Origin of the sequence: Phytohabitans aurantiacus, assembly GCF_027923225.1 — a bacterium.
Taxonomy (GTDB): Bacteria; Actinomycetota; Actinomycetes; order Mycobacteriales; family Micromonosporaceae; genus Phytohabitans; species Phytohabitans aurantiacus.
This window is the reverse complement of record NZ_BSDI01000033.1, coordinates 1-21,803: the sequence shown is the minus strand read 5'-3', so window position 1 is coordinate 21,803 and position 21,803 is coordinate 1. Positions and strand designations below refer to the sequence as shown.

Genomic DNA, 21,803 nt, shown 5'->3' with positions numbered 1-21,803 from the left:
TGATCAGGGCGTCCCTCAAGTCGCTCTAACGACTTGAGGGACGCCCTGATCACTGCTTCGCTGGGGCGCGGTCGCGCTGCGGGTGGGTGGCGCGGAGCAGGGCACGGTACAACTGGCGGGGCGCCGGCGCGTCGGGTAATGGTTGCGCGGCCGGCGCCGCGCACGCCTGGATGAGATACCCGACGAGCCGGCGCCACGCTTCGGGGGCGGCGTCGGCGGTGGCCGCCAGGACGCCGGCGTTGGCCATCAGGAAGATCGGCAAATCCTCGGTGACGAAGTCGGCGCGCAGCTTCCCGGCGGCCTTGGCGCGCTCGACGAGGGCCGCGAAGTCGGCGTAGGCCCGCTCGCGGTCGGCCTCGAACCGCTTCGCGGTGGGAAACGTCATGGTCAGCACGGTCGTGAAGCCCCGGTCGCCGGCCTGCATGGCGCACATCTGTTCGACGTAGGAGCAGAACGCCCGCCACGGGTCCGGGTCTTCCACAGCCTGGCGGGCAGCCTCGGCCTGAGCACGCATCTTGGCCTCGAACGCTGCGGCGATCAGGTCGGCGCGGGTCGGGAAGCGCCGGTAGAGGGTGCCCACTCCCACGCCCGCCCGGCGGGCGATCTCTTCCATCGGCACCTCGATGCCAAGCTCGGCGAAGGCCTCCCGGGCGGCGGCGACGACGCGCTGCCGGTTGCGCTCGGCGTCTACGCGCAGTCCCGCGCCGTCGGGTGTCGAGGTCATACGGATCACTCTACGAGCAAGTGGAGGGTGGCGTCCACTTGCTGCTACGCTCGGTGCGACAAGTGGAGACTAGCTTCCACTTGCTTGACCGAGGAGACACTCGTGCGTGCCGTTGTCATAGCTGAACAGGGCGCCAACCCAGCGCTGAGCGAGGTGCCCACCCCGCAGCCCGCCGCCGGTGAGGTGCTGGTCCGGGTACAGGCGTCGTCGGTGAACGGGTTCGATACCGCGGTCGCCGCCGGCTACCTGGCCGGGACGATGGAGCACCGCTTTCCGGTGGTGCTGGGCAAGGACTTCGCCGGCACGGTCGCCGCGGTCGGTGACGGTGTGACCCGGTTCGCGGCCGGTCAGCCCGTGTTCGGGGTGGTGATGAAGCCGTTCCTCGGCGACGGCGGCTTCGGCGAGTACGTGACGGTCAGCGACCAGATCGGCATCACCGCCCTGCCCGCCGGCATCGGCCCGGCCACCGCGGGCGCGCTCGGCCTGGCCGGCACCGCCGCCCTCGACTCCCTCGCCGCGGTCGCACCGGAGCCGGGCCAGACGGTACTGGTCAGCGGCGCGACCGGCGGAGTCGGTGCGATCGCGATCCAGTACGCCGCCGCGGCCGGCGCCCGGGTGATCGCCACCGCCCGCCCCGGCACGGAGACCGAGTTCGTCCGCGGCCTCGGCGCCACCGAGGTGGTGGATCACACCGGTGACGTCTCCGCTCAGGTCCGCGCCATCAGCCCGGACGGCGTGAACGCGGTCCTGCACCTGGCCGGTGACGGTCCCGCCCTGGCCGGCCTGCTCGCGGAGAAGGGCAGGCTCGCCAGCACCCTCGGCTTCGGCGCCGACCAGCACCCCGCCGCGACGTTCGTGTACGCGAACCCGAGCGCCGACACCCTCGACCGCCTGGCCGCCGACGTCGCCGCCGGCCGCCTCACCGTGCCCGTCGCCCGCGCCTACCCGCTGGCCGAGGTGCCCACCGCGTTCGGCGACTTCGCCGGCGGCACCCTCGGCAAGATCGCCATCACCGTCGCCTGAAAGGACTCCCCGTGCCCACCATCGCCATCATCGGTGCCGGCCCCCAGCTGGGGCTTGCCATCGCCCGCGCCTTCGGCTCCCGCGGCTTCGACGTCGCCCTTGTCGCCCGCAACGGCGCCAAGCTCGACGACCTGGTCGGCCGGCTCGGCGCCGAGGGCATCACCGCCGCCGCGTTCCCCGCCGATGTGCTGGACCGTGACGCGCTCACCCAGGCGCTCAAGGACGCCGCCGCGCACTTCGGCGGCATCGACGTCCTGGAGTACTCCCCCGCCGGCACGCTCGGCTCCACCGCGATGACCAACCCGAGCGAGACCGATCCGTCCCATGTGGAGCATGAGATGGGCTTCCAGCTCTACGGGGCCATCGCCGCCACCCGCGCGGTGCTGCCCGCGATGCGGGAGGCCGGCGGCGGCACCCTGCTCTACACGACGGGCGCCGGCTCGATCGACCCCGTCCCGATGCTCGCCAACGTCAACGCGGCCGCGGCGGCGCTGCGCAACTGGGTGCTCAACCTCAGCAAGGAGCTGGCCGGCACCGGCGTGCACGCCGCGCACGTCGCCATCGGCGTCTCGATCGGCATCGCCAACATCCCCGGCATCCCGACCGTGCCGGCCGAGAAGATCGCCCCGGTCTACTGGGACCTGCACACGAGCCGCGACGAGGCCGAGCGGGTCTTCACCGGCTGACGGGCCTGGAGCCGGTCCGCCCACCGCGGGCCGGCTCCAGGAGCTGTATCGATCAGAAGTTGAACTGGTCGATGTTGGTGGCGTCGAAGACGGTCGGCGGGCCGAGCACGACCACGCTGTCCGCGCCGATGGTGTACTCGCCGAGCTTGCCCGCGGTGAACTTCTCACCCTCCTTGCCGGTGATCATGCCGGAGGCGAGGGCGGCACCCGCGTACGCGGCCAGGTAACCCAGGTCGGCCGGGCTCCACAGCGCGAAGTTCTTCACCGTGCCGTCCTTGACGAACTCGCGCATCTGGTTCGGCGTACCGAGGCCGGTCAGCGCCACCTTCCCCTTGTACTGCGACCCCGACAGGTACCGTGCCGCGGCGGCCACGCCCACGGTGGTCGGCGAGATGATGCCCTTCAGGTCCGGGTACGAGGACAGCAGCCCCTGGGTCTCCTGGAACGACTTCTGGTCGTCGTCGTTGCCGTACGCGACCGTCACCAGCTCGATCTTGGAGTACTCGGGCTTCTTCAGCTCGGTCTTCATCAGCTCGATCCAGGCGTTCTGGTTTGTCGCGTTCGCCGTCGCCGACAGGATCGCGATCTTCCCCGCCCCGCCGATCTGGTCGGAGATCAGCTTGACCTGGTTCTCGGCGATGCCCTGCGCGGTGACCTGGTTGACGAACAGGTCCCGGCAGTCCTTGTTGGTGTCGGAGTCGAACGTGACCACCTTGGCACCGCCCTGCCGGGCCTGGTTGATGGCGCCGCAGATGGCGTTGGGGTCGTTGGCCGACACCGCGATGACGTCCGAGCCCTGCTGCGTCAGGGTGTTCAGATAGGACACCTGCGAGGACGCCGACGCCTCGGAGGGGCCGACCTCCTTGTACTCCCCCTTGAACTCCTCGACCGCGGCCTTTCCACCGTTGTCCGACACCGTGAAGTACGGGTTGTTGACCTGCTTGGGCAGGAACGCGACGCTCAGACCCTCCTTGATCTTGCCCGACGCGCCGGCGCTGGCGTCACCGCCGGCGGCCGGGGTGTCGCCGTCGTCGCTGGCGCAGGCGGCGCCCGTCAGCAGCACCGCCGACAGGACAACAAAAGACAGAGCTTTACGCATGGCATGTCCTTTCTCGGTATTCAGGCGGGTCGTCGCCGGCGCAGCCGCTCGCGCAGCATGGTGGCGGCGTTGGGGCCGACGACCGAAATGATCAGCAGGGTGCCGGTGACCACGGTGAGCGTGTCGGCCGGCACGTCGGCCAGTTGCAGGGCGTTGCGCAGGGTGATCAGCAGCAGCACGCCGGCCAGTACCCCGGCCAGGGTGCCGCGACCGCCGAAGATGGACACGCCGCCGAGCAGCACCGCGGCCACGACGGCCAGTTCCAGGCCGCCGCCGTTGTCGGCGCGGGCGGAGGCGTACCGCATCGTCCAGAAGAACCCGGCGAGGGCCGCGATCGCGCCGGTGAGCACGAACAGCCGGAACTTCGTCCTGGCCACGGAGATGCCGGAGAAGGTGGCGGCCTGGTCGTTGTTGCCCATGGCGAACAGGGCCCGCCCGATCGGTGTCGCGTGCAGCACGACGCCGAACACGACCGCCAGGCCGAGCACCACCACCGCCACCCACGGCACGGTGGTGCCCGGCAGCGGCTCGATGAACGCGCCGGTCCAGGAGAACGGGAAGTCGGCGACGGCCCTGTCACCGAGGACCACGTAGGACAGTCCTCTGTAGAGGGCCAGGGTGCCGATGGTGACGGCGAGGGACGGCAGCCCGAAACCGGTGACGAACAAGCCGTTGACGGCACCGCAGACCGCGCCGAGCAGCACCACGAGCGGCAGGATCAGCGGCAGCGGCGTACCGGACAGCCACAGCTGGCCCATGACCGCGCTGGACAGGCCGAGCACGCTGGCCACCGACAGGTCGATCTCGCCGGTGATGATGACCAGGGTCATCGGCAGCGCGATCAGCGCGACCGGGATGACGTCGAGCAGCAGGAAACCCCAGAAACGGGACGTGGCGAAGCCGTCCACCAGTACCGACGAGGCCACGACCACCGCCGCCAGCACGACGACGACCAGCACGTCCCACGTGCCCAGTCGCTTAGGCACCACGGGTCCTCCTCCCCCTCAGGCGTCTGGCGATCCGGGCGGTCAGCGCCCGGTCCAGGCCGATCGCGGCCAGGATCAGCGCCCCGACGACGGCCTGCTGCCAGAACGGGTCGATGCGCAGGACGGGCAGCGCGGCGCCCATTGTGGACAGCAGCACCGCTCCCAGCGCGGCCCCGTACACCGAGCCGCTGCCGCCGAAGATGGCCACCCCGCCGACCACGACCGCCGCGACCACGTTGAGCTCGATTCCGTTGCCGGCGGCGGCGTCGAGGGTGCCGAACCGGGCCGCGTAGAGCACGCCGGCCAGCCCGGCCAGGGCGCCGGAGACGGTCATCGCGGTGAACACCCGCCACCCGACCGGGATACCGGACAGGCGTGCGGCGTCCGGGTCGGAGCCGATCGCGTACATCTCCCGCCCGGACCGGTACGAGCGCAGGTAGAACCCGGCGATCAGCAGCACGGCGACCGCGAACAGGGCCAGTACCGGCACGCCGAGCACGACGGCGGTGCCCATCCGCTTGAACCCGCTGGGCATGTCGGCGGCGTTGATCTGCTGCCCGGCCGCCCACGAGTAGTCCAGGCCCCGGAATACATACAGGGTGCCGAGGGTGACCACGAGCGCGGGTACGCGGGCGATGGCGATCAGGGCGCCGTTGACGGCGCCGCACAGCACGCCGAGCCCCACGCCGGCGAGCATGGCCAGCACGATCGGCGCGTCCGGCAGCGCGAGGAACAGCTTGCCGGTCGCGAACGCCGACAGCCCCAGCACCGACCCGACCGACAGGTCGACGTTGCGGGTGATCACCACGATCGTCTGGCCGACCGCCAGGACCACCAGGATGGTGGCGCCGAGCATGAGGTCCTTGCGGGACTGCGCGTTCAGGAAGCGCGGGTTCGAGATCGTCGTGACGGCGACCAGGAGCACCAGGGCGAGGGCGATGCCGAGTTCCCGGATGACGAACAGGCGGCGGGCACCCCGCACGTCGCCGCGCGCCCGCGGCGGCGACGCCCCCTGCGCCGGCTTCGTCGCGGTGCTCACGGCCGGCCCGCCTGACCGGTGGCGGCCAGCATCACCGACTCCTCGTCGGCCCGCTCCCGGGCGATCTCCTCGACCAGGCGGCCCTCGTGCATGACCAGCACCCGGTCGGCCATGCCCAGCACCTCGGGCAGTTCGCTGGAGACCATCAGCACCGCGACGCCCTCGCCGGCCAGCTGCGACATCAGCCGGTGCACCTCCGCCTTCGTGCCCACGTCGATGCCGCGGGTCGGCTCGTCGACGATCAGCACCTTCGGGCCGGTGGACAGCCACTTGGCCAGTACGACCTTCTGCTGGTTGCCACCGGACAATGTGGACACCGGGTCGGACAGGTGGCCGACCTTGACCTGCAGCAGCCGCGTCCACCGGTGCGCGTCTTCACGCTCCGCGCGGGGCCCGAGCAGCCCGAGCCGCGACAGCGACCACCGGCGGGTGAGGGTGACGTTTCGCTCGATGGGCAGCTCCATGACCAGGCCCTGCTGGCGGCGGTCTTCCGGCACGAGCGCCACACCCGCCGCCATCGCCGCGGCGGGCCGGCCGCGCGGCAGTCGCCGCCCGCCGACCAGGATCTCGCCCGTGTCGTACCTGTCGACGCCGAACACCGCGCGCACCACCTCGCTGCGACCGGCGCCGACCAGCCCCGCCAGGGCGACGATCTCCCCGCCCCGCACGTCGAAGCTGACCGCGTCGAACACCCCGGCCCGGGTCAGCCCCCGCACACTCAACACCACGTCACCGACCTGGGTGTCCTGCTTGGGGTACAGCGCGGAGACCTCCCGCCCGACCATGCGGCGCACCACCTGGCCGACGGTCAGCTGCCCGACCGGATCGGTGGAGACCCACCGCCCGTCCCGCATGACGGTGATCCGGTCGCAGAGCGCGAACACCTCGTCGAACCGGTGCGAGATGAACAGGATCGCGGCGCCGGACTCGCGCAGCGAGCGCACGACGGCGAACAGCCGCTCGACCTCCACTCCGGACAGCGCGGCGGTCGGCTCGTCCATGACCAGGACGCGGGCGTCGAAAGACAGCGCTTTGGCGATCTCGACCAGCTGCTGGTCCGCGATGGACAGGCCGCGCGCCGGGCGGTCGGGATCCAGCTGTACGCCCAGCTGCGCGAACAGCTCCCGGGTGCGCCTGCGCATCGCCGCGGTGTCGATGCGCCGCAGGCTCCGCAGCGGCTGCCGACCCATGAAGATGTTCTCGGCGACCGACAGGTCGGGAAACAGCGTCGGCTCCTGGTAGATCACCGCGATCCCGGCCGCGCGTGCGTCGGCCGGCCCACCCAGCACCGCGGGCCGCCCGCCGAGGGTCAGCTCACCCTCGTCCGGCGCGTGTACGCCCGCGAGGACCTTCACCAGCGTCGACTTGCCCGCCCCGTTCTCACCCACGAGGCCGTGCACCTCGCCGGCGCGCAGCTCCAGCCGCCCGTCGACAAGGGCGTGCACGGCGCCGAAGGACTTACGCGCGCCGGCGAGGGTGAGCGCTGGCGTATCGGTCGTGGTCTGCTCGGGCATGCGGCCTCCAAGCGGAGATGAAACGATTCATCGACCTCGTGGGTAAAACGCTAAACACTCCCCTTCACTTGGTCAAGAGTGCCGGTCATCGCGATCTTGGTGAATATCCCCGCGCTCGGCTTGGGTACCCGGGTGAAGTCGGACTCGACGGCGATCAGGCCGAACTTCGGGCGGTACCCCTCACTCCACTCGAAGTTGTCGAACGCCGACCAGTGCAGATAGCCCCGCACGTCGACGCCCTCGGCGATCGCCCGCGCGACGGCGGCGACGTGCGTGCGCAGGTACTCGACGCGTTCGGTGTCGTCTTCGGTGGCGATGCCGTTTTCGGTCACGTAGAGCGGCAGGCCGGTCTCGGCGGCCCGGTGCAGCACCTGGCGCAACCCGTCCGGGTAAACGGCCCACCCCATCTGGGTGCGCCGGAAGCCTTCGGGCGGATCGGCGAAGAACGTGGGCGAGGCGGGATCCACCCACTGCTTGCGGTAGTACTGCACGCCGAGCCAGTCGCCGCGGTCGGGCCCGGTGAGGCCGTCGAGGTATCGGTCGACGATCTCATGCCGCATGAGCCGGTGGAAGGACCAGCAGGCGTCGTCGTTGCGGGCGGGGGCGAGCAGCGGCAGGTTCACGGCGAGGCCGACGCGGGACCGCGGGGACGCGTCCCGGACCGCGCGGACGGCGCCGTGGTGGGCTTCCAGCAGTACCTGTCCGGCGCGCTTCCACAACGTGGGGTTGGTGATTCCGGGCGGGTGGTACCCCTCCAGGTAGCCGTGCAGAGCCACCATCTGCGGTTCGTTGACGGTGCACACGTACGGCATCAGGTCGCCGAGTTCGGCGGCGACGCGGCGGCAGTACCGGGCGAACGCCTCGACGGCGTCCGGGGCGAGCCAGCCACCGGCCGCGGCGAACCAGCGCGGCAGCGTGAAGTGGTGCAGGGTAACGAAAGCGGTCATGCCCGCCCCGGCGAGCGCGGTCAGCACCCGCCGGTAGTGCGCGATGGCCGCCCGGCTGAACTCTCCCCGCGCCGGCTCGATGCGGGCCCACTCCACCGACAGCCGGTGCGCGTTGTGGCCCATGGACCTCAGCAGCGCGAAGTCGTCGGCGTACCGGTGGAAGTGGTCGATCGCGTCGCCGGACGACTCGCGCGCCGCCGTGTCCGGCCGGTGCTCGAAGTCCCACCAGTCGCTGTTGACGTTTCCGCCCTCGACCTGGTGGGCCGACGTGGCCGCCCCCCAGAGGAAGGCGGCCGGAAAGTCGGCTTGGTTCATGTCATGGATTTCGAGATGGATGTGGAGGTGGTGAAGGTGTAGGTGCCCGACCCGACGCGGTAGACGGCGTAGTCACCGTCGATGCGCACGAACGTGGCCCGGTGCGGCCGGTCGACGACGTGGCCGCCACGAGTGGGCACCCACACCTCGGCGCTGGTGTTGGTCGGCACCGTGACCGTCATGCGGAACCGGCGGTCGTGCTTGCTCCACTCCGAGCGGGCCAGGCCAGCCGGCGTGCGGTAGCTGCCCTTGACGAACGTCAGGTCGCCGACGACCTTCGGCTGGAAGACCAGTTGCCGGTACGCGACCGAGCCGGGCGCCTCGCGGATGCCCACCAGTCCAGTGTGGAACCACTCCTCGATCTGGGCCAGGATCATGTGGTTCTTCGACGCGCCGCGGTTCCAGTTCTCCCCGATGGTCGTCATCCCGCCCGGGTTGGCGACGGTGGGCGCCATGAAGTAGCCGTAGCTGGGCAGGTCGTCCTCCTGCAGCAGCTCCCACAGAAGGTCGTCGCGCCCGGCGGCCGCCAGCGACCGGACGGTCGCCGCCATGCCGATCGTGCCGGGGCTGAAGTGCGGCCCGTCGCCGTTGGGGTGGAACGCGTATACCAGCTCGACGAGCGCGTCCTGCACCGCCGCGCGTTCGCCGTCCGGCACCAGCCCGGCGTCCAGGGCCAGCGCCTGCGCCCCCTGGGTGGCGCCAGCGGTGCCGCCGTTCCCGGTGGCGGTGTACCGGCGCAGCGTGGTGTTGTAGAAGTGCGCGTTGAACGCCGTCTTGATCTCCCCGGCTAGAGCCTGATAGTGAACAGCGTCGGCTGAATGACCGGTCAGCTCCGCCATCATGGCGAGCTTGGTGATCATCACGTAGTAGCCCCACGTGCCGGTGATCCGGCCAGAGGTCTGCTCGGCGGAGATCCAGTCGGCCAGGGCGGCGTCGACGATGTGCGCGTCGGCGCCGGTGCCGGCCTTCTCGCGCGCGATGTAGTCGGCGAACGCGACCATCCGGTCGTAGTACCGGGCCATGGTCTGGGTGTCGCCGTAGAGCTCGTACAGGATGGCGGGCACGAGAATGATCCCGTTGCCCCAGTTGATTTCGTCGCCGAAGCGGCCGGTGTAGCCCCAGTCGTAGACGGGTGTCTTGAGCGCCACGTTGCCGAACATCGGCGTGTCCGCGACGGACTGCCCCTCGACGAGGTGGCGCATGGTGGTGCGCAGGTACGCGTCGAGCTGGTGGTTGCGGTGGATGGCGCCCATCGGCATGGTGTAGTCCGCCGGGTACGACAGCTTCTCCCGGCCGGGACAGTCGGTGAGCACCGACATGGTGTTGCTGGCGAAGGAGTAGCGGGCCATCTTGTGGATGCGGTTGATCCGCGCGTTGGAGGTCGTCACCTCGCCGGCCACCGGTGTGTCGGCTTGCAGCCGCAGTCCGGTGACGGTGTCCTTTGCGGGCACGTATCCCTCGGGCAGGCCGGTGACCTGGATCCACTGCATGCCGAAGTAGTTGAAGTCCGGGTGCCAGCTCTCGCCGCCGGGCAGCCCGGCGGTGGTGTACGTGTTGAACAGGTCGCGCCCCCGGCTGCCGCCGCCGCCCATCAGCGACGCCTGGTCGACGGTGCCGTCGGCGGCCAGCGACTCGGCCGGCGACATGCGGATGGTGGTTCCGGCCGGCACGCCGGCGGCCAGCCGCAGCCGCGGCCAGCCGACGATGTTCTGCCCGAAGTCGAAGACCCAGGTGCCGGGTGCCGGATTCGTCATCGACACCGGCGTGAACGTCTCGACGACCTTCACCGGTTCGGCGGCACGGGCCACGAGCCTGGTGGCGAGGTTCGGTGGTGGGGCGATGCCGGCGTCGATCCAACCGGTCGCGGTGCCGTCACGGCGGGTCGCGGTGGCGGACAGGTCCGAGCCGGGCCGGTCCCAGCCGGGCTGCTCGCGGCGGGCGTCGTAGTCCGCGCCGGAGTACCAGGCGTCGGTCACCAGCGGCCCGAGCGCGGCCCGCCAGCGGCGGTCGCTGACGATGACGTCGGTGGCGCCGTGCGCGTACGAGATCTCCAGCCGCGCGATGAAGCGTGGGCTGACGGCGGCGCCCGCGCTGGGATCGCTGGCTGCGATGTTGTTGCCCGATCCGGTCACGAGCGCGCCGGCGGCGTGCGGCTTGTCCAGTCCCGGGGTGAACGAGATGTCGGCGGTGCCGATCGCGGTGATGACGCGGGATTCGAGGCTGTCGCCGCCGTTGCCGGTGTCCACGTTGATGGTGCCACCGACGTGGTACCCGGTGACGCTGTCGAGCGTGACGGTGGTGGCGCCGGCCTCGGCGTCGGCGGTCAGCGTGCCGCCGCCCTTGAGCTGGCTCTGCCACCACGAGTACGGCGCGGTGCGGCCGGTGGCGGGGTTGGTGACGCTGCGGCGCACGTAGGCCGGGCCGTTGCCAAGCTGGACGCCGAGGGTGTTGCCGCCCTTGCGCAGCTGATCGGTGACGTCGTAGGCGCGGTACTCGCTGGAGAGCTGGTAGTTGGAGTTGCCGGGGGCGAGCACCTCGTCGGTCAGGGTGCGCCCGTTGAGCGTGGGCTTGTGCAGGCCGACGCCGGACAGGTAGAGGCGGGCGCCGCTGACGCTCCGGTGCCGGTCGACGCCGAACTGGCGGGCGAAGATGGGCATGGGCTGGGCCTCGGTGCGGCCCGGGTACTCGATCCAGCGCGCCGATCCCCAGTCGCTCTGGTCGAGCAGGCCCATCTCCCATGTGGACGGTTCGCTCCAGTCGGACGGGCGCCGGTCGGCGTCCCAGATCCGCACCCGCCACGTGACGCGCTCGCGGGAGTCGAGCGCCTTGCCGGCGTACCGGATGCCGGTCTGCACGGCCGAGCGCACCTTGCCGGAGTCCCACAGCAGGCCCGACGTGGACCAGGCCCGGATCTGGTACGCGGTCTGCCGGTCGCCGGCGCCCTGTCGAGTGTGGACGAACTGCCAGCCGAACGTGGGTGCGGTGTTGTCGATACCGAGTTGATCGCCGTGCCTGCCGTCGACCGTGAGGTTGACGACCTCGACCGCGGGCCGGTCGCCGTGCGCGGCGGCCGGCGTGGCGTTCAGGGCCTGCGACGCGAGCAGGGTCATGCACACTCCCATGCCCGCCAGCGCACGCCGGCGGAGCTTGATTCCTGACACTGTGCCCTCCGTTCTCGGGAGCGGGCCCCGCCGACGCTCGCCGCCAGCGGGGCCCGACGGGGCCTAGCTACCTGCCTTGTAGTCGGTGTCCATGGCGGTGAGGACCTTGTCCGGAGTGGACTGTCCACTGAAGATCTCCTGCAGGCCGGTGAGCATGGTCTGCTGGACCTTCGGGTTCGGCCACAGCTGGTCCATGAACGGCACGCTGCGGTTCTCGCTGATGTACTTCTGGACCTCGGCGAAGGCCGGGTCGCCCGCGTAGCCGGTGTCGGGCAGGGCCGGAAGGCTGCCCTGCTTCTTGTTGAACACGGTCATGCCTTCCGGCGACATCACGTAGTCGACGAACTTGATGGCCAGCTCCTTGTTCTTGGCCTTGGCGTTGACCGCGTAGCCGGCGCCGGCCGCGGCGGGCATGACGAACTTCGCCGGGTCGTCGGTGGCCGGCAGCGCCTTCAGCGAGAAGGTGCCGGCCGCGTTCTTGCCCTTGAGCAGCGCGACGACCCAGTTGCCCTGGATGATCCCGAGGGTCTTGCCGCTGGCGGCGAGGTCCTGGCTGGCCTCGTAGCTGGTGCCCAGCGGGTTCTTCTGGAAGCAGCCGGCCGTGTTCATCTCCTGGTACTTGGCCATCGCCGTGGTCCACGGCGACGCCGCGAAGGTGGCCTGGCCCGCCTGCATCTTGGTGTCGAAGTCCTTGTCCTCGCCGTAGACGACGGTGGCCACCAGCGCGAACAGGACGATCTGGGTGACCCAGAGGTCCTGGATACCCAGGGCGAAGGCCGGGGTGCCCTTGGCGGCGGCGGCCTTGCAGAAGGCCAGCAGCTCGGTCCAGGTACCCGGCGCGTTCAGGCCGGCCTTCTGCATCGCCTGGTCGTTGTAGATGGCGCCGATGCCGTTCTGCCCGAAGATCCCGGTGTACGTCTTCCCCTCGTACTGTGCGAGGTTCTTCAGCGTGGCCGGGTACTTGGAGGCCCACGGCTGGCTCGACAGGTCGAGCAGGTAGCCGGCCTTGGCCAGCACGTACGTGGTGGCGGCGTTGCCGTTGCCCGGCCAGACCGTGAACACGTCCGGCGCGGTACCGGCCGGCAACTGCGTGCGGATCTGCTGCGTGTACTGGTCAGCGCCGCCGGTCGTGAAGTTGACCTTGACGCCCGGGTTGGCCGCCTCGAACGCCTTCACCACGTCTTCAAGGGACCCCTGGTCGACTGAGGCGACAGTCAGCGTCTTGGAGTCGGAGTCCGAGCCGGCGTTGGTGCCGCCGCTACAAGCCGCCAGCGTCGTGACGGCGGTCGCCGCGGCCGTCACGGCCAGCAGGACCGGAAATCTACGTGTGTTCATCATGTCTCCTGGAAGGTGAAATCGGCGCTGACGGTGTATTGGCCGGACGCCAGCCGCAGGGTCACCCCCGCGGCGGACGCCTCCACGCCGAGAACCCCGGGCCGGCCCGCGACCGGTGCGCCGCCTTCGCGGACGCTGTCGGGATCGGTGGTGGGGATCTCCAGTAGTGCGGTACTGCCGGGTGGCACCGTCACGGTCACGGTGATCCGGCCGTCGGCGAGTGACCATCCGCAGGCCACCCGCCCCCGTACGGTGTGCTGCTCGGCGCGCGCCCAGGTGAGCCGGCCGCCGGGCAGGGGCCGCAGCAGCAGCTCGCGGTACGCCACCGATCCGGGCGTCTGGTCGATGCCGGCGACGCGGCCGTACAGCCAGTCGCCGACGCTGCCGAGGCTGTAGTGGTTGAACGAGTTCATGGCGGGCGACTGGAACCCGGCGTGCTCGGTCCAGCCGTCCCAGCGCTCCCAGATGGTCGTGGCGCCGTGCCGGATCGAGTACCCCCACGACGGGTACCGGTCCTGGTGCAGCAGGGCGTACGCGAGGTCGGCGCGGCCGTGGTCGGCCAGTACCGGACACAGCAGCGCCACGCCCACGAACCCGGTGGTGAGCCGGTGGTCCCGCTTCTCGATGTCGGCGGCCAGATGCCCCACGGCGGCCGGCACCAGCTCGTCCGGCACGAGCCCGAACCCGAGCGCCAGCAGGTACGCCGTCTGCGTGCCGCCTTCGACCGTGCCGTCCTCGCGCACGTACGCCCCGATGAACGCCGCGCGGATCGCGTCGTGCAGCGCCCGCAGCTCACCGACCTCGGTGGACCGGCCCAAGACCTCGGCGGCCCGCGCGGCCAGTTCGGTGCTGCGCGCGAAGTACGCCGTCGACAGCACGTCTCGCGGCGTGGTCACGTCGACCTGCAGCCAGTCGCCGTACGAGTTGCCGGTGCGGTGCCGCCACAGCAGGTCGGGGTTGTGCCGCCGGATGTGCCGGACCCAGGCGAGCATGGCGTCGAAGCAGCGCTCCAGCACGCGCCGGTCCCCGTAGGCGCGCCACAGGTGCCACGGGATGATTACCCCGGCGTCACCCCACGCCGGAGCGGCCTCGCGGTACATCGAGATGAGCGGCGCGACGTCGCGGAACGCGCCGCCGGCGTCCTGCCCTTCCAGCACGTCCTTCATCCAGCGGGCGAAGAAGGCGGACACGTCGGCGTTGCGGCTCGCGGTCGGTGCGAAGATCTGCGCGTCGGCGAGCCAGCCCAGCCGCTCGTCGCGCTGTGGACAGTCGGTGGGAACGGCGAGGAAGTTGCCCCGCTGCCCCCAGGTGATGTTCGAGTGCAGCTGGTTGACCATCGCGTCGGAGCACTCGAAGTGGCCGGTCCAGGGGGTGTCGTTGTGCAGTACCCGCGCGGTGACGTCCGATGTGGACAGCACACCCGGGTGGTTGGCGATCTCGACGTACCGGAAGCCGTGGAAGGTGAAGCGCGGCTCGAACACCTCGCTGTCACCGCCACCCGCGACGTACACGTCGGTGGCCGCGGCGCGGCGCAGGTTGTCGACGTACAGTTCGCCGTCGGCGAGCATCTCCGCGTGCCGCAGCACGATCCGGCGCCCCGCTTCCGCGCCGCGGACGGCGAGCCGGACGCGGCCGACGAGGTTCTGTCCGAAGTCGACGACGAAGCGGCCCGGTGCCTTCTGGCGGATGTCGGCGGGGGCGACGTCGCGGGTGACGCGGATCGGGTCGTCGGGTTCGGCGACCAGCGGGCCCGGGTCGCTGTCCAGCACCGCGACCGGGCGGAACCCGTCACCCCCGCCGGGAGCGTCCCAGCCGGCAACGTGCTCGCGGGCGTCGACGTACTGGCCCATCAGCAGGTCGGCGGAGCGGATCGCGCCCGGCCGCTCGCGCCAGTCCGCGTCGGTGGCGACGACCTGGCGGGAGCCGTCGGGGTAGTCGATCACCAGTTGGGCCAGGAACGCCGGCTCGTCGCCGTAGTGCCGCGCGGGGCGGCCGCCGTCGAAGCCGACGTGTCCGCGCCACCAGCCGTCCGCGACGATCGCGGCGAGCACGTTCGAGCCCTCGCGCAGGTGGTCGGTGACGTCGTACGCCTGGTACTGCAGCCGGTGGTGGTACTCGGTCCAGCCGGGCGCCAGCTCCAGGTCGCCGACCCGGGCGCCGTTCAGCCGCGGCTCGTACACGCCGCGGGCCGTGGCGTACAGCCGGGCGCGTACCGGCCGGTGGGGCAGGCGGAACGCCCGGCGCAGGTACAGCGGCGGCAACCCGAACGGGCCCGAATCCGCCCCCGGCGGGTCGACGGGCGGTTCCGCGAGCGGATCGCGTCCCACCCACACGGCGGCCCAGTCCTCGCGGTGCGTCAGCCCGGTCTCGAACCAGGTCTGTGCCTGGCCGGCCGGCGCCCCGGTCTCGTCCCACACCTCGACCCGCCAGTGGTACCGGGTCGCCGAGCGCAGTGGCTGGCCGTTCCAGGGCACGCCGATCCCGTCGCCGCCCTCGCACCGGCCGCTGTCCCACACGAGCCGCGCCGGGTCGTCCAGGTCGGCCTCGCGTTCGGCCGCGGTGATCCGGTAGGCGCTCTGCGCCGCCCCGCGCCGCTCGGACTCCAGCCGCCAGGACAGCCGCGGGCGCGACTCTCCCATGCCCAGCGGTTCGTGCCGCTGCTCGGTCCGCAAGCCATACGGTGTCATTTCTTGAGCCCTCCGGCGAAGCCGTTGACGATGCGCGGTGTCATCCCTTGAGCCCTCCGGCGAAGCCGTTGATGATGCTGCGCTGCAGCGCGAAGTAGACGGCCAGGATCGGCACGATGCTGATCACCAGGGCGGCGAAGATGAGGTTCCACTCGGAGACGTACTGGCCCACGAACCCGGCGATCGCGACCGGCACGGTCTGCTGGTCGCTGCCGGACAGGTACAGCAGCGGGGTGAAGAAGTCGTTCCACACCGAGATCGCGTTGAGGACCAGCGCGGTAACCGTGATCGGCTTGAGCATCGGGAAGAGCACGTACCGGAACGCCTGCAGCGAGGTCGCCCCGTCGATCAGCGCGGCGTCTTCGAAGTCGCGGGGCAGCGCGCGCATGAACCCGATGTAGAGGAACGTCGTGAACGGCACCTGCAGCCCGGAGTAGAACAAAATCAGCGCCCACACGCTGCCCAGCAGCCCCAGATCCCGCATGCTCTGGTACAGCGGCAACGCCGCGAGCTGGAACGGCAGGACGAGCCCCAGCATGATCAGCAGGAACATGCCCCGCGACCACTTGGCGGTCGCCCGGGCCAGCGGGTACGCGGCCAGCGACGAGACCGCCAGGACGATGAAGACGCTGACGGTGGTGACGATGACGCTGTTGGTCAGGGCGCCGCCCAGGGCGCCTTCCCGCCACGCCTCGGTGAAGTTGTCCAATGTGGGCCGTGTGGTCGGTCGCAGCGGCGACGAGGTGTCCGAGGCCGGCCGGATCGCCAGGTTCACCAACACGTAGACGGGGAAGGCGACCACCACCGCCGCCGCGATCATCACGAACTCGAGCGCGAAGGTGCGCCACCGGTACCGGTTCACGACGCGGCCCTCTCGTTGCGGGCCAGGAAGAAGTACTGGCCGGTCGAGACGACCGCCACGATGATCGTCAACACCACCGCGAGGGCGATGCTGTAACCGAACTCGCCGAGCGTGAAGGCTTCCTTGTAGATGAGGGTGGAGATGGTGTCGGTGGCGTGGCCAGGCCCGCCGCCGGTCAGGGCGAAGACCTGGTCGAACAGTTTGATACCGCCGATGATCGACAGCATCAGGTTGATGGTGAACGCCGGCGCGAGCAACGGCCTGACGATCGACCAGAAACGGCGTACCGGGCCGGTGCCGTCGATCGCGGCGGCCTCGTAGATCTCCTTCGGCACCGACTGCAGCCCGGCCAGGAAGATGACCATCGAGTATCCGGCGAACTGCCACACGATCACGCCGACGACCGCCCAGAGCGCGAGCTGCGGATCGCCCAGCCAGTCCTGCTGCCAGGAGGTCAGGCCGACCGCGCCGAGCAGGCTGTTGACCGCACCGTCCGGGCCGAGCAGGTTGCGCCACAGGTACGCGGTCACGATCGGGGTCACCACGGCGGGCGCGAACAGCAGTACCCGCAGCACGTTCCGCGACTTGATCATCGAGTTGACACCCAGGGCGAGCAGCAGCCCGACGCCGTTCTGGATGATCGTGATCGCCACGGCGATCAGCAGCGTGTGCCAGATCGCCTGGCGGGCGGTCGCGTCGCCGACCATGGTCGTGAAGTTGCCCAGCCCGATCCACGAGAAGTCCGGGCTCAGGCCGTCCCAGTCGGTGAAGGCGTAGTACACGCCCCGCGCACTGGGCACCAGGACCACGAAGGCGAACAGCAGCATCGCGGGCGCCGCGAACCACCACGGCGGCGCGGGGCCACGTTTATGCCTGTTTGGCGTAGTTGTCATGCGTTGGATCTACTCTCTTGGAACGTTTCATCCAGGCAGCCACACCAGCGATGCGCACTTACAGCGGGCGAGAGTGTTCGTGGGTAACGTTTTACAGAAATGTTGCGCCTGACCCTAGGAGGTCATCGTGCGGTCGTCAAGACCTCAAGGTGTCCACCAGCGGAAAGGCGGTCTAGACTCGCGAGGCAACGTTGCACACACGCACCCGAGAGGTAGCCCGGATGGACAAGCCGTCATCGCCGTCTCGACGAATCACCATCGTCGACGTCGCGCGGCACGCCCAGGTCTCCACGACCGCGGTGTCGAAGGTGCTGCGCAACGCGTACGGGGTCAGCCCGACGATGCAGACCAAGGTGCGGCAGGCCATCGCGGAGCTCGGCTACCGGCCCAACGCCGCCGCTCGCGGCATGCGCGGGCAGACCTACACCATCGGCGTGATGCTACCGAACATCATCAACCCGTTCTTCGCCCAGATCCTCGACGGCCTGACCGACCAGCTCGGCGGCACCGACTACCAGGTGCTGCTCGGCCCCGGCTGCAACGGCGAGGCCGAGGAGGCCCGGGTCACCCACGCCATGATCGACCGCAGCATGGACGGGATGATCCTCATCGCGCCCATCTCGGCACGCAAGCACCTGGAATCCGTCGCTTCCACCGTGCCGACAGTCGTCGTGGGCCGCCACGGCCACTCCCCCACGTACGACACCGTGGCCGACGACGACCTCACCGGCGGCGCCCTGGTCGTCAACCACCTCGCCGACCTCGGCCACCAGCGGATCGCGCACATCGAGCATCACGAGACCGACCCCGACCGGCTCGCCGAGATGCCCAACGCCATCCGCGCCGCCGGCTACCGGCACGCCATGCAGGCCCGCGGCTTGGCCGACCACATCGACATCGCCTCGACCACCTACACCCAGGAAGGCGGCTACCTCGGAGCCCAGCAGCTGCTGGCCCGGCCCACCCGACCCACCGCCATCTTCGCCGGCGCCGACATCGTCGCCATGGGCGTGCTCGACGCCATCGCCGAGGCGGGCCTGCGCGTGCCGGAGGACATCTCCGTCGCCGGCTACGACAACACGACCTTCGCCGCCTTCCGGCCGATCTCGCTGACCAGCGTCGACCAGGCCGGGTACCAGATCGGCGCCCACGCGGCACGCCTGCTGCTCGACCGCATAGCCGCCCGAGGCCGGCCCACCGCGCAGATCAAGCTCTCCCCCACCCTGGTACCCCGGCGCAGCACCGCGCCACCGCGGTAGGAGCCTCAGACGGCCGCGGCCATCTGCGGCCGGCCCAGCCGCCCCGCGCTGGGACGGTGCCGGTAGCACTGCGCGAGCTGGGCGAAGGCGCGGATCACGGGCGTCTCGCGGCCGGTACGCCAGACGAGGGCCCACTCCGTCGGCGGTGCGTCCTCGATGGGCAGGTAGACCACCCCCGGATAGGTGTAGTAGCGGGTGAAGTGCGCGTTGACCGGGCTGACGACCTGCCCGGCGGCGACAAGGGTGAGCAGCTCGTGGCAGGTGCGGGCGCGCGGGCCACGACGGATGAGGCGGCCACCGGGCGTGGACGCGGGAAACATCGCCCGCAACCAGTACCCGAGCGCTTCCGGCCCGGGATCGGGCGTGGTACGGCCGGCGAGGTCCTCCAGCGACACCGTCTGGCGTCCGGCGAGATCGCAGGTCTCGGGTACGGCCAGCGCGCGGCCCTCGGTGCGGACGACGGGTCCGACGGTGAGGTCGTCCTCGCGGACCGGCAGCCACATCAGCTGCACGTCGACGTCGCCGGCGCGGAGCGCCGAGAACGGGTCGCTGAAGTGGAACTCGGTGACCTCGACCGGGCACGACGGATAGCGGGCGGTGAACGCCGCCGTCAGCGGCCTGATCTCGTTGCCCATCACGCCCATCACGCCGAGCCGCAGGGTGCCGAAGGTGCCGTGCGCCGCGCCCGACGCGGTGGCCAGGCCGTTCTGGATCAGGTCGTACGCCTCGCGCAGGTCACTGCGCAGCCGGCTGCCGATCGGGGTGAGCTGGACCATGCGGCTGGTCCGCTCGAAGAGCAGACCACCGACGCGGCGTTCCTGTTTCTTGATCGACTGACTGACCCGCGCTTGGCTCACGTGCAGTTTCTGGGCGGCGCGACCGAAGTGCAGCTCCTCCGCGACGGCCAGGAAGATCTCGATATCGCGTAGCTCCATGTCGGTATCGACCTCCGGCTGGATGGCGAAGCGGTGAGACGAGACGGTCTGTCTTGTCTGGAGGACTGTGCCTGACAGACGCGGCGCTGTCAAGACGAGACGTTTCGCCTCGCTTGGCTGTAGGCTGGTCCATCGTGAGCCGACAGCCCGATCCGAACCGCCGCAGCGAGCAGGCCCGGCAGGCGATCCTGAGCGCCGCGGCCGACCTCTGCGCCGAGGTCGGCTTCGCCGCGACCACGGTCGAGGCCATCGCCGCCCGCGCCGGGGTCGGGAAGCAGACCATCTACCGCTGGTGGCCCTCGAAGGCGGCCGTGCTGCTCGAACACATGCAGCGCGCCCGCGAGACGTCGGCCGACTTCCCCGACACCGGCGACATACGGGCCGACCTGCTCGCCCAGACGACGGCGGTGGAGGCGCTGTTCGCCTCGCACTCCGGCGCCATCTGGCGCGGCCTGCTCATCGCCGCGCAGTCCGACGACATCGCCGCCGACGGCGTACGCGCGCTGCTGGAAAAGGCCGTCACGGACGCCACGAAACGCCTGTCGACGGCGCAGGTGAACGGAGAATTGCGGGCCGACGCCGACCTCGACATGGCCGTGGAGATCATTTATGGCCCGCTGTACCACCATTGGCTACTGCGCGCCCGGCCGGTGCCCAACGGGTACATGAAAGAGATCTTGAATGTGGTCTTCGACGGCCTGAATCCCCGACGCCATTGATCACGGCATGGTCACTCGATGGGGTTCGCGACGTCGAGTCGCCCATGGTCGATCAGCCAGCGCACCGACTCCAGCACCGCCGCCTCCGGCTCATACCGCGGCGCGTATCCCAGCAGCCTGCGCGCCTTGTCGATGCTGAAGTAGTGGTTGCGGACCAGGTGTTCCCAGCTGACCTGGGCCGCCTCGCCGCCGGTGCCGCTCCGGAACTCGTCCCACGTCACCGTGCGCAGCTTCGCGGTCTGCCCGAACCACGACGCGCCGATCTCCGCGAAGCCGCGCACGTTGAGAGCCGACGGCGCGACGACGCTGAAATCCTCGCCAGCGGCGGCGTCCCGGTGGACGACGGCGGCCTCGAACGCCTGCGCCACGTCGTCGGCGTGGACGTGATGCATGAACTCCGCACCGATCCCGGGCACGTCGATCGGCTCCCCGGCCGACAGCTTGCACCACACCGTGGCATCGTTGTTGCCCAGCGGGCCGATCGGGTGCCACCCGGGGCCGACGATGTGGCCCGGATGCAGCGACGTGGTGACCAGCCCACCGGACCTCGTCTCCCCCCGCAGCATCCGGGCGATGGCGGCCTTCGCGATCCCGTACTCCCCGATCGGCGGCGTCCCGCCTTCTTCGGTGATCGGCACCTTCTGGCTCGGACCGTGCCGCCAGATCGAACCACAGTGCAGCAGATGCCCGGTCTCGCCGCGCAGCCGCTCGACGAGCGCCGTCGCGGAGTCCAGCGTGAAGCAGATCAGGTCGATGACGGCATCGGGCCGCAGCCCAGCCACCCGGTCGCCGAAGACGCCCTCGGCATCCTCCGCGGCTCGATCCGCCGTCACCTGCCGCACATCCCGCCAGGCCGGATCGTCCGTATAGCTGGACCGCTGCCCGCGGCTGACGCTGACCACCTCATGGCCGGCCCTGACCAGCCGGGGTATCAGGAACGTGCCGATATGCCCGCTACCACCAACAACCACGATCCTCATGAGCCACTCACCCGCCGCCGTCCCTTGCCGCACATGGCCCAACCGTAGTTCGCCCATTTGAGCTGCCGCGACGTCCGCCGCGCTCCATACCGCCGCTCCCGCGGCCTCACCCTCCGCGTTACACGAACCCCCGCCCGCGTGCACCGTGTCGACGCGGGGTGCCAGGCCGCGGAAGCGCCCAGCACGGCGCGTCGCCACGCCCCTGCGCGCCGATCAAGGGCAAACGCACGCGGTTGGATCTCTCCTGCGCACGTCCGCCCCCAGGCCCGCCCGTGACGGCGTGCCGCCACGCCACGTCCGCCGATCAAGGGCGAATGCACGCTGTTGGATCTCTTTTCCACGTGCATTCGCCCTCGATCCATGCGAATGCCCTCGATCGGCGCGCAAGGCGCCGCGCGAACAGCGCGCACAGCGCGCCACGAACAGCGCGGCGCGGAGCCACGCCCTGCACGCCGATCAAGGGCGAACGCACGCGGTTGGATCTCTTTTCCACGTGCATTCGCCCTCGATCCATGCGAATGCCCTTGATCGGCGCGCAGGGCGCCGCGCGGACAGCGCGGCGCGGACAGCGCGGCGCGGACAGCGCGGCGCGGACAGCGCGGCGCGGACAGCGCGGCGCGGACAGCGCGGCGCGGACAG

Annotated in this window: 17 protein-coding genes; 4 read left to right on the top strand and 13 right to left on the bottom strand. The window is 70.6% G+C overall.

Going from position 1 to position 21,803, the window contains the following annotated elements; all coding sequences use genetic code 11:
- Positions 1 to 49: 49 nt before the first annotated feature.
- Positions 50 to 724, bottom strand: coding sequence for a TetR/AcrR family transcriptional regulator (locus tag QMG73_RS29035; protein WP_281900920.1), 675 nt, complete (start codon positions 722 to 724; stop codon positions 50 to 52).
- A 102-nt stretch (positions 725 to 826) separates the two neighbouring features.
- Here QMG73_RS29035 and QMG73_RS29030 point away from each other — a divergent pair, with 102 nt between their 5' ends.
- Positions 827 to 1,747: an NADP-dependent oxidoreductase gene (locus QMG73_RS29030; RefSeq protein WP_281900918.1), complete on the top strand. Its 921-nt coding sequence runs from the start codon at positions 827 to 829 to the stop codon at positions 1,745 to 1,747.
- An 11-nt stretch (positions 1,748 to 1,758) separates the two neighbouring features.
- Complete coding sequence (locus tag QMG73_RS29025; RefSeq protein ID WP_281900916.1) at positions 1,759 to 2,433, top strand: SDR family NAD(P)-dependent oxidoreductase; 675 nt, start codon at positions 1,759 to 1,761, stop codon at positions 2,431 to 2,433.
- A 52-nt stretch (positions 2,434 to 2,485) separates the two neighbouring features.
- Here QMG73_RS29025 and rhaS read toward each other — a convergent pair whose 3' ends face one another.
- The 10 genes from rhaS to QMG73_RS28975 form a co-directional block, all read right to left on the bottom strand.
- Positions 2,486 to 3,532, bottom strand: a complete 1,047-nt coding sequence (gene rhaS / locus QMG73_RS29020; protein WP_281900913.1) for a rhamnose ABC transporter substrate-binding protein — start codon at positions 3,530 to 3,532, stop codon at positions 2,486 to 2,488.
- A 20-nt stretch (positions 3,533 to 3,552) separates the two neighbouring features.
- Complete coding sequence (locus tag QMG73_RS29015) at positions 3,553 to 4,518, bottom strand: ABC transporter permease (protein WP_281900912.1); 966 nt, start codon at positions 4,516 to 4,518, stop codon at positions 3,553 to 3,555.
- Positions 4,511 to 5,557 (bottom strand): ABC transporter permease, encoded by a 1,047-nt coding sequence (locus QMG73_RS29010; RefSeq protein ID WP_281900910.1) that lies wholly within the window; start codon positions 5,555 to 5,557, stop codon positions 4,511 to 4,513. Before QMG73_RS29010 ends, QMG73_RS29015 begins: the two co-directional genes overlap by 8 nt.
- Positions 5,554 to 7,071 carry a sugar ABC transporter ATP-binding protein gene (locus tag QMG73_RS29005; RefSeq protein ID WP_281900908.1) on the bottom strand — a complete coding sequence of 506 codons (1,518 nt, stop codon included), beginning with the start codon at positions 7,069 to 7,071 and terminating at the stop codon, positions 5,554 to 5,556. Before QMG73_RS29005 ends, QMG73_RS29010 begins: the two co-directional genes overlap by 4 nt.
- Before the next feature lie 50 nt (positions 7,072 to 7,121).
- Complete coding sequence (locus QMG73_RS29000; RefSeq protein WP_281900905.1) at positions 7,122 to 8,333, bottom strand: glycoside hydrolase family 1 protein; 1,212 nt, start codon at positions 8,331 to 8,333, stop codon at positions 7,122 to 7,124.
- Complete coding sequence (locus QMG73_RS28995) at positions 8,330 to 11,494, bottom strand: alpha-L-rhamnosidase (RefSeq protein WP_281900903.1); 3,165 nt, start codon at positions 11,492 to 11,494, stop codon at positions 8,330 to 8,332. The genes QMG73_RS29000 and QMG73_RS28995 overlap by 4 nt, the downstream gene beginning before the upstream one ends.
- A 63-nt stretch (positions 11,495 to 11,557) precedes the next feature.
- Positions 11,558 to 12,829: an ABC transporter substrate-binding protein gene (locus QMG73_RS28990; RefSeq protein WP_281900901.1), complete on the bottom strand. Its 1,272-nt coding sequence runs from the start codon at positions 12,827 to 12,829 to the stop codon at positions 11,558 to 11,560.
- Complete coding sequence (locus tag QMG73_RS28985; RefSeq protein ID WP_281900899.1) at positions 12,829 to 15,516, bottom strand: alpha-L-rhamnosidase; 2,688 nt, start codon at positions 15,514 to 15,516, stop codon at positions 12,829 to 12,831. Before QMG73_RS28985 ends, QMG73_RS28990 begins: the two co-directional genes overlap by 1 nt.
- A 40-nt stretch (positions 15,517 to 15,556) precedes the next feature.
- Complete coding sequence (locus tag QMG73_RS28980) at positions 15,557 to 16,378, bottom strand: carbohydrate ABC transporter permease (protein ID WP_281900897.1); 822 nt, start codon at positions 16,376 to 16,378, stop codon at positions 15,557 to 15,559.
- Positions 16,375 to 17,271 carry a carbohydrate ABC transporter permease gene (locus QMG73_RS28975; protein ID WP_281900895.1) on the bottom strand — a complete coding sequence of 299 codons (897 nt, stop codon included), beginning with the start codon at positions 17,269 to 17,271 and terminating at the stop codon, positions 16,375 to 16,377. Before QMG73_RS28975 ends, QMG73_RS28980 begins: the two co-directional genes overlap by 4 nt.
- Positions 17,272 to 17,492: 221 nt before the next feature.
- Between QMG73_RS28975 and QMG73_RS28970 the strand changes: the two genes are divergently transcribed.
- Entirely contained in the window at positions 17,493 to 18,530 is a 1,038-nt protein-coding gene (locus QMG73_RS28970; protein ID WP_281900893.1) for a LacI family DNA-binding transcriptional regulator, read from the top strand.
- 5 nt (positions 18,531 to 18,535) lie between these two features.
- Here QMG73_RS28970 and QMG73_RS28965 read toward each other — a convergent pair whose 3' ends face one another.
- On the bottom strand, positions 18,536 to 19,465 hold the full coding sequence (locus QMG73_RS28965; protein WP_281900892.1) for a LysR family transcriptional regulator: 930 nt from the start codon (positions 19,463 to 19,465) through the stop codon (positions 18,536 to 18,538).
- 134 nt (positions 19,466 to 19,599) lie between these two features.
- Between QMG73_RS28965 and QMG73_RS28960 the strand changes: the two genes are divergently transcribed.
- On the top strand, positions 19,600 to 20,184 hold the full coding sequence (locus tag QMG73_RS28960) for a TetR/AcrR family transcriptional regulator (RefSeq protein WP_281900891.1): 585 nt from the start codon (positions 19,600 to 19,602) through the stop codon (positions 20,182 to 20,184).
- A gap of 11 nt (positions 20,185 to 20,195) precedes the next feature.
- Here QMG73_RS28960 and QMG73_RS28955 read toward each other — a convergent pair whose 3' ends face one another.
- Complete coding sequence (locus tag QMG73_RS28955; protein WP_281900888.1) at positions 20,196 to 21,164, bottom strand: NAD-dependent epimerase/dehydratase family protein; 969 nt, start codon at positions 21,162 to 21,164, stop codon at positions 20,196 to 20,198.
- Positions 21,165 to 21,803: the final 639 nt, after the last annotated feature.